This is a genomic window from Pseudomonas sp. REP124 (assembly GCF_020164475.1).
Lineage (GTDB): Bacteria > Pseudomonadota > Gammaproteobacteria > Pseudomonadales > Pseudomonadaceae > Aquipseudomonas.
Window position 1 is genome coordinate 1 of record NZ_JAIQWX010000025.1, and the last position, 14,973, is coordinate 14,973.

At 62.3% G+C, this 14,973-nt stretch carries 16 protein-coding genes; 4 read left to right on the top strand and 12 right to left on the bottom strand.

The window, feature by feature from the left end:
- Window positions 1-238: 238 nt before the first annotated feature.
- Entirely contained in the window at window positions 239-751 is a 513-nt protein-coding gene (hpaC, locus tag K9857_RS08780; RefSeq protein ID WP_224534908.1) for a 4-hydroxyphenylacetate 3-monooxygenase, reductase component, read from the bottom strand.
- Window positions 752-1,007: 256 nt separating this feature from the next.
- Here hpaC and K9857_RS08785 point away from each other — a divergent pair, with 256 nt between their 5' ends.
- Window positions 1,008-1,637 (top strand): response regulator transcription factor, encoded by a 630-nt coding sequence (locus tag K9857_RS08785; RefSeq protein ID WP_175379434.1) that lies wholly within the window; start codon window positions 1,008-1,010, stop codon window positions 1,635-1,637.
- Between the two features lie 287 nt (window positions 1,638-1,924).
- On the opposite strand, the gene feaR is transcribed toward K9857_RS08785, so the two are convergent.
- The 9 genes from feaR to K9857_RS08830 all read right to left on the bottom strand — a co-directional run bounded on the left by feaR (window position 1,925) and on the right by K9857_RS08830 (window position 9,949).
- A complete protein-coding gene (gene feaR / locus K9857_RS08790; RefSeq protein WP_224534911.1) occupies window positions 1,925-2,845 on the bottom strand; it encodes a transcriptional regulator FeaR in 921 nt (306 codons plus the stop codon).
- Between the two features lie 176 nt (window positions 2,846-3,021).
- The gene (locus tag K9857_RS08795) at window positions 3,022-3,972 is read right to left on the bottom strand and encodes a PDR/VanB family oxidoreductase (RefSeq protein WP_224534913.1); all 951 of its coding nucleotides are present in this window, start codon (window positions 3,970-3,972) and stop codon (window positions 3,022-3,024) included.
- 231 nt (window positions 3,973-4,203) lie between these two features.
- Complete coding sequence (locus K9857_RS08800; protein ID WP_224534916.1) at window positions 4,204-4,944, bottom strand: SDR family NAD(P)-dependent oxidoreductase; 741 nt, start codon at window positions 4,942-4,944, stop codon at window positions 4,204-4,206.
- Between the two features lie 10 nt (window positions 4,945-4,954).
- Complete coding sequence (locus tag K9857_RS08805; protein ID WP_175379792.1) at window positions 4,955-5,455, bottom strand: aromatic-ring-hydroxylating dioxygenase subunit beta; 501 nt, start codon at window positions 5,453-5,455, stop codon at window positions 4,955-4,957.
- Window positions 5,452-6,735 (bottom strand): aromatic ring-hydroxylating oxygenase subunit alpha, encoded by a 1,284-nt coding sequence (locus K9857_RS08810; RefSeq protein WP_224534918.1) that lies wholly within the window; start codon window positions 6,733-6,735, stop codon window positions 5,452-5,454. The genes K9857_RS08805 and K9857_RS08810 overlap by 4 nt, the downstream gene beginning before the upstream one ends.
- A 49-nt stretch (window positions 6,736-6,784) precedes the next feature.
- Complete coding sequence (locus K9857_RS08815) at window positions 6,785-7,906, bottom strand: amidase (protein ID WP_224534920.1); 1,122 nt, start codon at window positions 7,904-7,906, stop codon at window positions 6,785-6,787.
- A complete protein-coding gene (locus K9857_RS08820) occupies window positions 7,903-8,373 on the bottom strand; it encodes a nuclear transport factor 2 family protein (RefSeq protein ID WP_224534922.1) in 471 nt (156 codons plus the stop codon). The genes K9857_RS08815 and K9857_RS08820 overlap by 4 nt, the downstream gene beginning before the upstream one ends.
- 3 nt (window positions 8,374-8,376) lie before the next feature.
- Entirely contained in the window at window positions 8,377-8,748 is a 372-nt protein-coding gene (locus K9857_RS08825) for a hypothetical protein (RefSeq protein ID WP_224534923.1), read from the bottom strand.
- 37 nt (window positions 8,749-8,785) lie between these two features.
- A complete protein-coding gene (locus K9857_RS08830; protein ID WP_224534926.1) occupies window positions 8,786-9,949 on the bottom strand; it encodes an acyl-CoA dehydrogenase family protein in 1,164 nt (387 codons plus the stop codon).
- 351 nt (window positions 9,950-10,300) lie between these two features.
- Between K9857_RS08830 and K9857_RS08835 the strand changes: the two genes are divergently transcribed.
- Window positions 10,301-11,782 (top strand): PAS domain S-box protein, encoded by a 1,482-nt coding sequence (locus tag K9857_RS08835; protein WP_224534928.1) that lies wholly within the window; start codon window positions 10,301-10,303, stop codon window positions 11,780-11,782.
- A 282-nt stretch (window positions 11,783-12,064) separates the two neighbouring features.
- Here the strand turns inward: K9857_RS08835 and K9857_RS08840 are convergent, their stop codons facing one another.
- Both K9857_RS08840 and K9857_RS08845 read right to left on the bottom strand, forming a co-directional pair.
- The gene (locus K9857_RS08840; protein ID WP_224534930.1) at window positions 12,065-12,586 is read right to left on the bottom strand and encodes a hypothetical protein; all 522 of its coding nucleotides are present in this window, start codon (window positions 12,584-12,586) and stop codon (window positions 12,065-12,067) included.
- Complete coding sequence (locus K9857_RS08845) at window positions 12,544-12,837, bottom strand: DUF1778 domain-containing protein (RefSeq protein WP_224534932.1); 294 nt, start codon at window positions 12,835-12,837, stop codon at window positions 12,544-12,546. Before K9857_RS08845 ends, K9857_RS08840 begins: the two co-directional genes overlap by 43 nt.
- A 430-nt stretch (window positions 12,838-13,267) precedes the next feature.
- Between K9857_RS08845 and K9857_RS08850 the strand changes: the two genes are divergently transcribed.
- Both K9857_RS08850 and K9857_RS08855 read left to right on the top strand, forming a co-directional pair.
- Window positions 13,268-14,419, top strand: a complete 1,152-nt coding sequence (locus K9857_RS08850) for an amine dehydrogenase large subunit (RefSeq protein WP_224534934.1) — start codon at window positions 13,268-13,270, stop codon at window positions 14,417-14,419.
- Between the two features lie 11 nt (window positions 14,420-14,430).
- Complete coding sequence (locus K9857_RS08855; RefSeq protein ID WP_224534936.1) at window positions 14,431-14,970, top strand: MauE/DoxX family redox-associated membrane protein; 540 nt, start codon at window positions 14,431-14,433, stop codon at window positions 14,968-14,970.
- Window positions 14,971-14,973 lie beyond the last annotated feature (3 nt).

Genomic DNA, 14,973 nt, shown 5'->3' on the forward strand with positions numbered 1-14,973 from the left:
AGCAAGCCCGCTCCCACATTTAGTTCTGCGTCGAACACAGAATTTGTGCCCATACCAGATCCCATGTGGGAGCGAGCCTGCTCGCGATGAGGCCGGAAAATTCAAAATGGATGGCGACTGATCCAACGCCATCGCGGGCAAGCCCGCTCCCACAAGAATCTCCTTCGAACACAAATTCCGCGTTCACTGAAGATCACTGTGGGAGCGGGCTTGCCCGCGATGAACGATAACGCGGTCTTCAGCAGGCCGCCGCCGCATGATCCAGACGATGGAACAGGCGGTTGAAGTAAACCAGGCTATCCCGCGGCTCACGCACGCCGACCTTGGTAAGCTCCACGAACATCACCGAGTGCGAACCCACTTCCTTGCACTCGCTGATCCGCCCTTCCAGCTGCACCAGCGCATCGCGCAGTACCGGCACTTCGGCGGCGCCGTCGTCCCACAGGTCCCAGGCGAAACGTTCTTCCATCGGCACTTTGGTCATGCCGGCGAAGTGCTTGGCCAGTTCCTCCTGTTCACCGCACAGCACGTTCACGCACAGATGGCCGTTGGTGCGGAACACGTCGTGGGTGGTGCTGTTGCGGTTGACGCACACCAGCACGGTGGGTGGCGAATCGGTCACCGAGCACACCGCGCTGGCGGTGATGCCGCAACGACCGCCAGGGCCATTGGTGGTGATGATGTTCACTGCCGCCGGCAACTGCGCCATGGCGTTGCGAAAGTCGATTTGCTGCTGGCTCAGGTCGGCCATGTCGGTGCCCCTTCCTTCAGGAGGACCGCTGGTTTGCGGCCCGTAGGTGATGGAACAAGACTAAGGCTCGAGTCCGCGCGCAACCATTCTGACGATCCCCACACCGAGGTAGGCTTTCCGCTAGTCGACTAGGTGGTTTCTTTATCGCAAGGGCTGGTCACAATGGCTATCCTGCTCACTGGCTCCAAAAAGAAGAGCCGATGCGTGCCGCGCGTTCGCGTGCGAGAACAATAACTAGAATTTCGTGGCAGCCCTGATGGAAACCCGCAAACCGATTGTTTACATCGTTGACGACGACAAGGACCTGCGCACCTCGCTGGCGTGGTTGCTGGAGTCCGTCAGTGTCCAGGCGCAGTGCTTTGCCGGCGCCGATGAGTTCCTCAGCCAGTACGATCCCCAGCAGCCCGCCTGCCTGGTGCTGGACGTGCGCATGCCGGAAACCAGCGGCTTTCAGTTGCAGGAGATCCTCAACCAGCGCGGCAGCACCCTGCCGACGATCTTCGTCTCGGCCCATGGCGATATTCCGATGTCGGTCACGGCGATGAAGAACGGCGCCCTGGACTTCGTCGAGAAGCCTTACAACCCCCAGCAGATGATCGACCGCATCCAGGCCGCGCTGAAGGCCGCCGTGCACGCCCAGGCCGACCAGCAGCAGCGCCAGAACCTGCAAGGCAAGCTCGCCCTGCTGACCAGCCGCGAGCGCGAGGTGCTGATGCTGGTGATCGATGGCAAGGCCAGCAAGGTGATTGCCCGGGAGCTGAACATCAGCGTCAAGACCGTTGATGTGCATCGCACCAAGATCAAGGAGAAGATGGGCGTGAGCAGCATTGCCATGCTGGTGCGCGAGGTGCTGCATTTGCCAGGTGAGGAGCCGGTGAGGCATTGAGGCTCACCTTGCCCTGACCATTGCGGTGGCTGCAAGACCGCCTTCGCGAGCAAGCCCGCTCCCACAGTGGTCCGCTGTCGTGCACTGATTTTGTGTTCACAGCAGAACTAATGTGGGAGCGGGCTTGCCCGCGATGAGGCCGGCAGATCCAGTATTTATGGCGACTGACACTACGCCATCGCGAGCAAGCTCGGCTCCTACAGGTGATCGGTGTTGGACACGGATTTTGTGTTCACAACAGATCCACTGTGGGAGCGAGCCTGCTCGCGATGAACGATGACGCGGTGTCAGTTCTGGCTATAGCGCTTGCGGTAGGCGCCCGGGGATACGCCGAAGCGTGATTTGAACGCCGAGGAGAAGTAGCTGGAGTCGGAGAAACCCCAGGCATAACACAGTGCCGACAGCTTCTGCTCCACATCCGAGCGGCGCAGGTTTTCCGCGCAGAAATCCAGGCGCCGGTGTTTGATGTATTGCGCCACCACCAGCCCGCGCTTGGAGAACATCCGGTACAGCCCGCGCACCGAAACCCCCACCTCACGGGCGATCAGCTCGGGGCAGAGTTCTTCGTTGCTGATGTGTTCGTCGATGAAGGCGATGATCTTGCGGAATTGCCGTTCATGGGCATCGCCGGCGATGTCGCGGGCGCTTACGCCGGGCAGCAGCAGACTGACCAGGGCGTCGAGCACCGCTTCGCTTTCCTGCATGTCCAAGCCTTCCTGCTGGCGGGTTTCCAGCACCAGCTTGTTGGCCATGGCCGCCAGCGGGTTGTTTGCGCCGATACGGGTGGCGCAATTGACCGCCGAGAAATGCGAACCACGCTCCACCACCTGCCGTGGCAGGATCAGCGACAGCTGGCGCGAATCGTGGTTGTAGGTCATGTCGCTGGGGCGGCTGGCGTCGATCAGGGCGATGTCGCCGCAGCCCAGTTGCGCACGGTTGTCACCCTGCTCGAGCTGCGAACTGCCGCGCATCTGGAACACCGCGTAGTAATGGCCGTCGCTGCTGACGCTGACGTCCTTGTCGGAGCGATACAGGTGCACGTGCGCCATGTCGACCACACTGAGTTTGATGGCGCCGCTGCGGAATTCCGCCAGCTCGCCATAAAAATCGGTGTCCAGCGCGCGGGCGTCGAAACGCCCGCAGGCCTGGTTGACCTGGCTGAGCCAGCTTTCGAATGCCTCATTGCGCACTGTCGATGCCGTAATCATGTCCGCAGAGCCTCACGTGTCTTTGTTGTTATTTTTCGACCGCTTCGTCGAGCGGTTCGATAAAAATGCTTCGTATTCCAGCCGTCTCCTCCCTCGACAGACGCCGTCTCTTCCCTCGACAGCCGCCGGCGCCCATTCAACAGGCTCCGGCGTCGGCTTTCCAGCCTTGAAAGCGCTTAGATGTCCAATACCAGACGAGCGGAAAGTGCCCGGGATACGCAGGCGCAAATCTGCTTGTTGGACGCCTTTTCCTTGTTCGACAGGCAGTTGTCGCGGTGCTCCGGCAAGCCGTCCAGCACTTCGACGATGCAGGTACCGCAAATGCCTTCGCGGCACTCGGTGTCGATGTCGCAACCGTGGGCCTGCAATACATCCACCAGGCTGCTTTCGGCTGGCACGTGGAGTACGACGCCGGAACTGGCCAGTTCCACTTCGAAACTACCGGTCGGCGCGCTGTTGGCGGCCGGGTCAGCGGCGAAGTGCTCAAGGTGGATGGCGTCATCGGAACGGCTGCGCGACGCGACTTCAACCACCTTGTTCATGAACGGCGCCGGGCCGCAGGTGTAGACGTGGGCATCTCCGCCGGCGCGGGCCAGGCATTCGCTCAGGGCGCCGTCCAGGTCCGAAGGTTCGACGCCGTAGTGGAATTCCACGTTGTCGGCGAATCGGGTCGACAGCAGTTCGGTAAAGGCCGCGTACTGCGCCGCGCGGGCGAAGTAATGCAGGCGGTACGGCTGACCGCTCTCGGCCAGGCGATAGGCCATGCTCAGCAGCGGCGTGACGCCGATACCGGCGGCGAACAGTACGTGTTCAGTGGCACCGGCATCGAGGCGGAACAGGTTGCGCGGCGCCCCCATTTCCAGCTCCATGCCCTCTTCCACCTGCTCATGCAGCGCCAGTGAGCCGCCACGGGACTGCGCTTCCTTCTTCACCGCCACCAGGTAGGCGCGGCGATCTTCGGGCGGGCTGCACAGGGAATATTGGCGGGTTACACCGGTCGGCCCCGTGAGGTCCACGTGGGCGCCCGGCTCATAGGTGTCGAGCGGCTGGCCGTCACTGCGCACGAGGCGAAAGGAACGGATATCCAGCGCTTCGTCGACGATCCTTTCGATCTTCACCTTCATCATTGCATCACCTGAATTCTGTTGTTTCGGTTAAGTCTTGAGTCAGCCACGGTCCCAAGAATGGGTGGGTTCCTGTGGCGAGGGGGCTTGCCCCCGTTCGGCTGCGCAGCAGTCGTAAATCCTTTCCACGCGGTGTATCTGAAGGACTGCGGCGGATGGTTTTGGGGCTGCTTCGCAGCCCAGCGGGGGCAAGCCCCCTCGCCACAAGTAATCCCATCCACCACAGATCTCCTTTCAGCGCATGAACAACCCGCCATTGATGTCCCAGCACGCCCCCGTGACGGAGCCGGCGTTTTCGGCGATCAGCAGCAGGACGGTGTCGGCGACATACGTCGGGTCGCCCAGGCTGCCGGTCGGGATCATCTTGAGGATTTGCTCCAGACGCTCCGGCGCCACGGACTCGCGCACCACCGGCAAGTCCTGCGGACCCGGCGAGATGCTGTTGACCGTCACCCCTTGTGGCGACAGTTCACGGGCGAAGACCTTGGTCAGGGTCGCCACGCCGCCCTTGGCCGCCGCGTAATGCGCGCCGGTGGCGGTGCCGCCGTTCTGCCCGGCCAGGGAGGCGATGTTGACGATGCGGCCAAAGCCGCGCTCGGCAAAGTGCGCGCCGAACACCTGGCAGGCCACGAACGTGCCGCGCAGGTTGATCGCCATCGACTCATCGAACTCTTCCGGCGTGATGTCCATCAGCGCCGCGACTTTCGACACCCCGGCGTTGTTCACCAGGATGTCGCTGCCGCCCCAACGCTCGGTGAGCAGGTCGCGGGCACGCTGGAAATCCGCCTTGCTGCGCACATCCAACTCGATGGCCATGGCGCTGGCGCCGGTGCTGTCGAGCTCCAGCGCCAGGCGTTGCACGCCTTCGATCTGCACGTCGGACAGGCCGACGCGATAACCCGCCGCATGCAGACGGCGGGCGATGCACTCGCCCAGTCCGCGCGAGGCACCTGTTACAAGGGCTACTCGGCTCATGTTGTTGCCCTCACAAAAGGAAGCCGAGCGCGCTCAGGCTGTCGGTAGAGTTGATCAGGCGCACCACTTTTCGCTCCAGGCTCGGCACGCCGTCGGTGAAGCGAATGCGGTGGTTCAGGTCGGCCACGAACGGCGTGTGCACGCCGCGCTTGTAGGCGTACAGCAACTGCGCCGAGTTGACTTCGACGATATCGCCGGCCGCTTCCACCAGACGGAAACGCGAGACGGTGCGAATGGTTTTCGCCGCGTCCACCGCCGACGGCGAGTAGCCGGCAGTCAGGCGTTCGATACGCAGGTCTCGCATGCGCGCGTCGTCGTAGGCGTAGTTGAGGGTGGCCTCGAAGTCTTCGGTGTCCGGATCGATCGGCACGATGTACTTGCCGCTCTCGCTCCACAGGGTCGCCCACTCGGCGTAGTTCTTGTGGTCCAGCAGCTCGGCTTCGCGCCAGATGAATTCGATGGCCTGGGCTAGCGGGCCGGAAAAACCGTTCAGGGTGTCGTGATTGCTCATTGGCTCATCATCCTTTTCCACATGTCGTAGGCACCGCGCATGCCGCCTTCGTCGGTGGCGTGGCTGACTTTGTCGCCGTTTTCAGCGGTGATTTCGCGGTTCAGGCCGCGGTTGACCAGAATCGGCGCGTCGACGCCGGCATAGGAGCCGCGCTGCACGCGGTCCCAGGCCTCGGCATCGTCGGGGCTGCCGAAGCCGAACGGGCCCTGGAAGTGTTCGTGAATGCGCATGCGCTCGCGGTTGGCGATTTCCGGGCCGCCGTCCATGCCCAGGGCCACGTGACGGATCTCGGTTTCGGTGACCGACACCGGACGCAGCACGCGGAAGAACGACATCGACATGGCGATGTTGGGGAACAGGTTCAGGTTGAACCCGGCGCCGTGCAGCGAGCGCACGATGCGGCGCACCTGCTCCGGCGGCATGGTTTTGGACAGCTCTTCGGTGACGTGGGCGAAGCGTTCCTGCAACTGCTCGGTGCCGTCGTCGTGATCCAGGTCGACGTGCTCCGGCACCATCACCATCACGCTGTGGCCGTTGCCGAGGGAGTGGGTCACGGCCTGCTCGTCGGTCATGAACGAGAGCATTTCCGAGGTCTCTTCATCCACCGACGACATGAACGACTTGTGCACGATCGGGAAGTGGTAACCGTCGGTGGTGTTTTCCAGCTGGATCTTCCAGTTGCCCTTGAAGCTGAACTTGTGTTCGCCCTGGGTCTTGATCGGGTAGCCGGCGCCCTGCTTCATGAACAGGTCCATCCAGTGCCTGGCGCCGCCTAGGAAGTCTTCCAGCGGTTCGATGTCGTCGTTGTAGCTGGCGAAGATCATGCCGGCGTAGCTTTCGACGCGCAGGCTGGTCAGTGGCAGCTCGGATTTTTCCAGGATGCCTTCATAACCGTCCGGGTACGGCAGCGCGCGCAGCTTGCCGTCCAGGCCGTAGGACCAGCTGTGGTACGGGCAGGTGAAACCGGTGGCGTTGCCCTTGTGCTTTTCGCACACGGTGGCGCCACGGTGGCGGCAACGGTTTTCCAGGACGTTGATGTTGTTCTTCTTGTCGCGCACGACGATCACCGGACGACGGCCGACCATGGCGGTCTTGAAGTCGCCGCTGTTGCGCACTTCGCTTTCGTGGGCAACCCACACCCAGGTGCGGTAGAAAATCTTTTCAAGCTCGGCTTCGAACAGCGCCGGATCGTTGTACAGCGAGACGTCGACGCGGTCGTGCTGGACCAGCTCTTCGGGGCTTTTCGACGTCGCGATCAGCCGGTATTCATGAGTGCTCATGCGGTTCTCCTCATGGCTTCTTTTTATGATTGGGTTATGGAGCCGGGGGCTAACCGACCATGCTCTGTTGCAGCTGCGCACCGAAGGCGCAGACCACTTCGTCCTGACCTTTGCGACCGACGATCTGCAGGCCGACTTTCAGCCCGCCGCAATCGAGTTCCACCGGCACCGTCAGCGCCGGATGGCCGCTCAAGTTGAACGGACGCACCAGCGGCGTCATGCCGGCCACCGCCTTGCTGCCGGCGCGGGCCTCGCTGAGGGTCGGCGGCAGCGTTGGCAGGGTCGGCAACAGCAGCACGGCGAAGTCTTCCAGCGCGGCGTCTACCTGATGGGTGAAGCGGCGGCGCACGGCTTCGGCTTCGGCGAGTTCTTCACGGGTGGTACGGGCAGCCGCCAGCAGACGGGTTTCCACGTCGGCGCCGATCAGGCCCTTGCCGGTCAGGTGACCGAACGCGGCCCAGTTTTCGAAATTGATGACGGTCAGCCCGGCAACGAACGCGGCTTCGAATTCGCTCAGTTGCAGGTGGCTGCGACGCCAGCCGGCGCGGTCGGCAGCGGCACCGAGGCTGGCTTGCAAATGCGCGTCGCAGGGCACGTCGAGGAAGCCGACTTTGGCGCCTTCACCTGGCAGGCCCTGGACGTTGAAGCCCGGGCAGATGACCTGCATGGTGGCGATCAGATCGTCCATGGTCCTGGCGAACGGTCCAACGCAATCCAGGCTCGATTCCAGTGGATGCGCACCGACGCGGCTGACCCGGCCATAAGTCGGTTTGAGCCCGGCGATACCGCAGCAGGCTGCCGGTACGCGCACCGAACCACCAGTGTCGGTGCCGATGGCGATGTCCGCCAGGCCTGCGGCCACGGCCGACGCCGAACCGCTGGAGGAACCGCCCGGCACCCGGTCAGGGGCCTGCGGGTTGATCGGGGTGCCGGTCCAGTCGTTGATGCCGGTGACGCCGAACGCCAGCTCGTGCAGGTTGGTCTTGCCGACGATCTGCCATCCGGCTTCGAGAATCGCGTCCACGACATCGGCGTTTTTCGTCGCCGCCGCAGCATCGGCGAAAGCGCGGCTGCCGGAACGGGTCGGGTAGCCGGCGATGTCGATGGAGTCCTTGATGGCAACGCGCTTGCCGCTGCCGCCGAGGAGGAATTCGCTGATGAAGGTGCTCATGCGTTCAGCTCCGTATTGAAGAGGCGTTGCGTACGGAAATGCGCGATCAGCCAGGTGCCGTCGACGCAGCGGAAATCGATGTTCAGGCGGGTGCCGAACAACTCGCTGCGGCCATCGGCGTAGGTGGAAATCTGCTGCATGATCCACTGCCCCTGCGCGCTCTGGCCGTCGACCCGAATCGACTCGCTGGTGAGGTAATGCAGGTTCAGCCGGAAGTGATCCGACGGCGGCAGGTAGCCGCCGACGAACGCGGCCACGGCCTCGCGCCCACGGTGTTGACCGAAGGTCTGCGCGGTCTGGGTGCCGATGCCTTCCCAGATCGCGTCGATGCAGAACAGCTCGGCCAGTTCGCTGACCAGGGCCTGCGCCCTCGGCACATCGCACAGGTCCATGTAGCGCGCCATCAGGCGACGCACCGCGCTTTCTCCTTCGAGCGTCGCCAGACGCTGCAGCAAGGCCTCGTTCATGGCTTACACCTTGGCCGCATCAGGGATGGTCAGCGGACGACCGATGCGCGCTTCGACCTTGGCGTAGCGCCACAGGCTGTACTCGTTCACCGGGGTGGTGCGGAACAGGTTGCAGGCGTCGATCACCGACTGGTGGCAGTCGACGTCGGCCATGATGTATACGGTCCATGGCGAGGTAGTGGATGGGCCGACCATCAGGCGGTCGTCATCCATCGCGCCGAGCACGTTGATGCCGGGCATGGCACCAAGGTCGGCCATCATCTTGCTGAAGCCTTTCCAAACGCTCAGGCCTTCGCCGGTCGGCAGGTCGAAGAAGTTCTGGGTGATGCCGATGCAGAAGACGACGCGCAACGGTTCCTGGGTAGCTTGGGTCATGAGGTGAATCCTTGAATAAGTGGCTTTGAATAGGTGATCAGATGTAGCCAGGGAACGGCGGCACGCCGAGGAACACCGAGCCCGCGCCGTCGTACAGGCCTTCGCTGAGGAAGGCGTGCTGGGTCACCACCATCGAGTCGCGCAGGTAGCGTTGCAGCGGATGGCGCAGGTAAATGGCAGTGGTGCCGGCCAGGCTGTAGGCGCTCTGCACCACGGCGGCGCCGGCCTGGGAGACGTGAATTGCCGACAGACGCAGCTGGCTGGTCTGCTCCGGGGTGACCGGGTTGCCGGCGAGGATCGATTCCCAGACCTGCTCGGTGGTGCTGTAGAAGAAGCTGCGGGCGGCGGCGAGTTTGGCCTCGGCCTTGGCGATTTCGATGCGTACGTAAGCGCGGTCCGACAGTTTCGGCGCACCGGTGATGCCACCGCCGTTGGCCATGCGGCTGATTTCGTCGAGGGCTGCACGGGCCAGACCGAGGTTCACGACAGCCAGCACTTGCGCGGCGTAGGCGATCGACGGGTAGCGGAACAGCGGTTCGTCGATGGTCGCGGCACCGCCACGGATGAAGGTCCAGCGCTCGTCGATGTGCTTGTTGGTCACGCGCAGGTCGTGACTACCGGTGCCCTTGAGGCCGACCACGTCCCAGTTTTCGATGATTTCCACCTGCTCTGGACGAAACACCGCGGTGCGAGGCTTGCCGCCCGCCGCGCCGATGCCGACACCGAGCAGGTCGGCGCCCTTGCAGCCGCTGGCGAATTTCCAGGTGCCGTTGACCTGCCAGCCGCCGTCCACCGCTTCGGCCGGTTGCAGCGGGAACAGGCCGCCGGCGAACACCAGGTCAGGGCTGTCAGCGTACAGTTCGGCCAGGGTTTCTGGCGGCAAGGCGGCGAGATAGACACCGGCGCTACCGAAACTGGCGACCCAGCCGGCGGAACCGTCGGCTTCGGAAATGCGTTCGATCATCTCCAGAAAACGCGCCGGCGCCAGGGCGTCGCCGCCATAGCATTTCGGCGTGGCGGCACGGTAGATGCCCACCTGCTTGAAGCGCTCGATCATGTCCCGTGGCACATGGGAGCGGCTGTCGAATTCGTCGCGACGCTGACGCACTTCTTCCAGTACCTGGGCGAAGGCGAGGCTGTCGACGCCATTGTCGTCAACGCCGATCAGAGCGTCTTGTTGCGCGACCGCTGAACGCAGCATGGGCTTTCTCCGTTTTGCTTATTGTTGTTGGGGCGACCGCTGAACCCCTGTAGGAGCGAGCATGCTCGCGATGAACGCCTGAGCACCGCGGGGTGTCAGGCAGCCAGCGTTATCGTTGACGACCATCGCGAGCGTGCTCGCTCCTACAGGGGTCGGGTGGATCTCCCTGCATTGGAGCCCAGTGTAAAAACGCCATCGGCACGCAACTATTGGTGCGTGCAGCCCCCCACCTAAAGAAAACCCCTAGTCCGCCCCCGGTTACCTCTGAGCGCGTCCCTTCGCGCGAGCCGGTATAAAAAGCCATACTTCCGGTTCCACCGGTCCCCGACCCCTGCCGCCAAGGGCTGTGCGATGTACTTGCCTGAACAGAACGACTTTTTCACCCTGATCGAAGCCATGCCGCTGTGCATCATTCTTCACGATGCCCACAGCAAGGAGATCCTCTGGGCCAACGCCGCGGCCCTGTCGGCGCTGGGCTTTACCCTTGAGGAACTGACGCCGCTCAAGGCTCCGGACATGACCCGCGATGCCCCCAAGTACCGGCGTTCGGTGGGCTTGCGCTGGCTGGAGGGCGCGGCGCGCACGGGGCAGCGCGCCATCGAGTGGTGCTATCGCTCCAAACAAGGGGTGGAGATTCTGTCCGAGGCCGTGGCGACCCTGGTGCACCTCAAGGATCGCGATGTACTGATGGTGCAGTTCCGCGACATTTCCAAGGAAGACAAGGTCAAACGCGACCTCAAGCGCTTCGAAAGTCGGCTCAAGGCGTTCATGCAGGATCTGGCCGAGGGCGTGGCGGTGCTGGGGCCGGAGGGTGAGATCCGGTTTATCAGCGACTCCGGCGCGAACCTGCTCAATAGCGAAGAACACACGCTGATCGGCAAGAACTTCCTCGCCTGGTGCGACGAGTCTTCGCGCCAGCGACTGTTGCAGCAGCTGTCTACCGAGACACCCGAGCACTTACCGTTCAGCGTGCATTACAAGGTGCAGCGGCGCGACGGCGAGTGGCGCTGGCATGACGCGACCTGCCGTTCTATCGAAATCGAGGATGATCTGAACGGGCATCTGCTGCTGTTCCGTGACGTCACCGAGCAGGTGCAGGCTGAAGAGGCGCGGCGGGTGAGCGAGCAGAAGCTCGAGTACCTGGCGCGTTATAACGCCATGGGCGAGATGGCCGTGGCGATTGCCCACGAACTGAGCCAGCCGCTTGCGGCGACACGCAATTTCATCGAGGGCGCGGTGATTCGCCTGGGCAATGCGAGTGGTGTCGACGAGGGTGTCACCTGGGGCTTGCAGAGCGCCGTGCGGCAGATCGAGCACGCCTCGGTGATCATCAAGAGCGTGCGCGAATACGTGGTCAAGCTGGAGCAGAGCGAAGAGCTGATCGACCTCAACGAACTGCTGCGCGAAACCCGTTACTTCATCAGCCTGCGCGCCGACCCGAGCCTGGTGAAGGTGGACGTCATCACCGCTCCCGGGCCGCTGCTGGTGAGTTGCGAGAAAGTGCTGATCGGTCAGGTGATCCTCAACCTGGCCTTCAACGCCATCGAAGAAATGGCCGACCTGCCCATCGAACGCCGCGTGCTGCGCATCCACGCCAGCACCGACGACGGCATGGCCCTGGTCCGCATCGAAGACCGCGGCCGCGGCATCCAGGCCCAAGCCCAGGAAAAACTGTTCGACGGCTTCTTCTCGTCCAAAGTCAGCGGCAACGGAATCGGGTTGGCGCTGTGCAAAAACATCATCGGCCGGCATCGGGGTGATATCTGGGCGCAGAATCTTGAGCCTTGCGGGGCGGTGTTCGGCTTTACCTTGCCCCTGTCGCCTGAGCCTTAAGGCAAAAGATCGCAGCCTCGTTTCACTCGACAGTTCCTACAGAGGAAATGCTGTCCATTGTGGGAGCGAGCCTGCTCACGATGGCGGCGGCACATTCAACATCTGCGCTGAATGTAACGGCCTCTTCGCGAGCAAGCCCGCTCCCACAGTGATCCTGGTTGGTCGCAGAATTTGCGTACACCCACGAACCTGTGGGAGCGGGCTTGCCCGCGAAGGCGGAGTGTCAGGCGACATTGATGTTGAAGGTGCAGCCCCTGGAAAAATGCTGTGCGCAATACAGAGCTACCGAAGCGGCAACATCAATGTGATGGGCGTGATTCCCGGACAAGGTATGAACCCTGCGTACTTGATGTAGAAATTCGAGAGGCGTTCATTGAGCGGATGAACAATAAGTGCGCTGGACCCGATGGATTGAGATGCTGAAATGACCCGCTCGATGGCGTCTTGCAGCAAGTCGATAGCAAAACCTTGCCCCTGAGCTTCCAGCGTTATTCCCATGCGGCCCAGCAGAGTGACCGGATGAACGCTGGGTGAGTTGCGTTGATGATTTTTCGGAACGACGTTGGCGCGTGCAACGGACCCGCTCGACAAGGTGTAGTAAGCCGCGACGATCTGTGTTCCTTTGCGGCGACAAACGTAGACAACCGCGTGTTTGGCGGCTTGCGCCTTGCGTGCCTGCTTCAGAAGGTATTCATTGATGGAGGGTTCGCCCGAGTCGAACCCTTCGAAGAGGTGCCGGTCGTTGAGTCTTTCCGGAGCACTCAACTCCACCGTTTTGGACGTTCGAGAAGTTGGTGAAGACATTCGTTACCTCGGAGCGGATTCGCCTCAATGGCCTGTTCAAATGCGTCAAATGCATCGTCGTCGAGCAGGAACAAACGTTTTTCCAGAATGACTTCTTCTGCTTTCTGACAAGCCGCTTCCAGAATGAAGCTGGTTCGATCACGACCGGACATGGCAGCGGCCAGATCGATCAGGCTGCGTTTCTTTTCGTCCGTCCTCATGTTGATTGGAACGGGTTTGGACTTTTCAAGACGTTCGGTTGTAGCGGACATGATTCTTTTCCCATCTGAGGGCGCAGATTTTTAGCATGGATCCGCTAAGGAGCTAACGCATCAACCATGCGATTACTTTTCATTTTATGACTCCCCAAGAATGCTGGAGAGTCTCGGGCCTGATTTTCAAAACACGTTTCAAACGCTGGAAATCGTGAATTCTCCCGAAGGTAGTGCCATCGACTCTACGACGCTTGTGTAGCTAATGTCTACACGCCGTATATCTTCCAGATATACGGCACTGCCTCCGCCACCTCCGAAATCCCCGCCTTACCACCCCCCACCACAAGTTTCATGACACTGGCACACATACACAATCTCTTGGCAGGCAGCGCAATTCCCCCGATTGCCGGGCGAGGCACTATTCAATCGTCAAAATCTGCCCACTCACCCGCGATCCGCGTTACCAACAATTCAGGAAGTTCCCCTTATGCGAACAAACAGGATCTCCGTACAGTCAGCGCTAGGCCTGAGCCTGCTTGTACTCGGTTTGAACAGTGCCCGTGCGGATTTGCCCGCAGACACTGGTATCGGCCAGACCACCCTGGCTTTCCCGGCCGAGCCGCACCGCGCGTTTGTCGTGGATGTGGAGTTCGAAAGCTTCGTCGCCGGTCGTGTCACCGTGGTCGACCCTGACCAGAAACGCGTGCTGGGCATGGTGCCGACCGGTTTTGCCGCGCCTTCGGCCCTGAGCCATGACAAGAAGACCATTTACGCCGCTGACATCTGGTACTCCCGCGGTACCCGTGGCACCCGCACCGACGTGCTGACCGCCTGGGACACTTCGACCCTGTCGCCGGCCTGGGAAGTGCTGATTCCGAACAAGCGCGCCGAGTCGCTGACCCAGCGCTACGGCTTGAAGACCAGCGGCGATGACCGTTTCGTCTACATCTACAACTTCACCCCGTCGACCTCGGTGACCGTGGTCGATACCCAGACCAAGGCCGTCGCCACCGAAATCGCGATCCCTGGCTGCGTGCTCAACTACCCGATCGGCAAGCGCCGCTTCGCCTCGCTGTGCGGCGACGGCAGCCTGCAAGTGGTGACCCTCAACGATCAGGGCCAGGAGACTGCGCGCAGCCGCACGCCGTTCTTTGATCCGAACGCGGAGAAACTGGTGGAGCGCGCAGTCAACGTCGGCGACACCTACTACTTCACCACGACCACCGGCACCATCCGCGCCGTGGATTTCAGTGGCGATGCACCGAAGATCCTGCCGAGCTGGTCGCTGACCACCGACGAGGAAAAGAAAGCCGGCTGGGCGCCGGGCGGCTGGCAGCTGATGGCGGTCGCGCCGAAGCTCAATCGCCTGTACGTGCTGATGCATGACGCCCACGAAGCAATGAAATGGGAAGACCCAAGCCCGTTGATCTGGGCCTTCGACCTCAAGACCGGCAAGAAAATCGCCACCCTGGAAGCCCCGGCTCCGATCTGGAGCATGCAGGCCACCGGCGACGACAAACCATTGCTGCTGGGTACTGACGTCGAAGGTGGCTTGCAGATTTTCGACCTCAAGACCAACCAGCACACCGGTGCCATGGCCAAGGTCGCGAAAACCGCGACTCAGGTCATGAGCTACTAAGAGGTTCGGCCATGCAATCAGATCCGATCTTCATCATTGCCAGCGCCATCGCCATCGCGGTGCTGCTGGCCAGTGCCGCGACTCACAAGGTGCGGGCACCGGCGCGCTTCGCCAGTCAGTTGGCTGATTATCAGCTGCTGCCTCAGGGACTGGTGCGCCCTGTCGCACGCCTGGTGCCGTTCCTGGAACTGGCCATTGCCTTCGCTTTGCTGGTGCCGGTCAGCCGGCATTGGGCAGCGCTGAGCGCGGCGAGCCTGCTGGCGCTGTACGCCGCCGCCATCGGCATCAACCTGTGGCGCGGTCGTCGCGACATCGACTGCGGCTGTGCAGGTCCCGACCAGGCGCAACCGCTGCGCCCGGTCCTGCTGCTGCGCAACAGCGTGCTGGTGGCCGTGGCGCTGCTGGCCAGCGTGGCGCCGGTGCTTCGCGACATGACTGTGTTCGATGGCTTCGTGACGCTGGCCTCCGCCGCCGTCGCCCTGCTCATCTACGCCGCGGCCGATGGCCTGCTGGCGAACTCCCCTCTTCTGCTCAAATTGATTGGTAGGTAATCA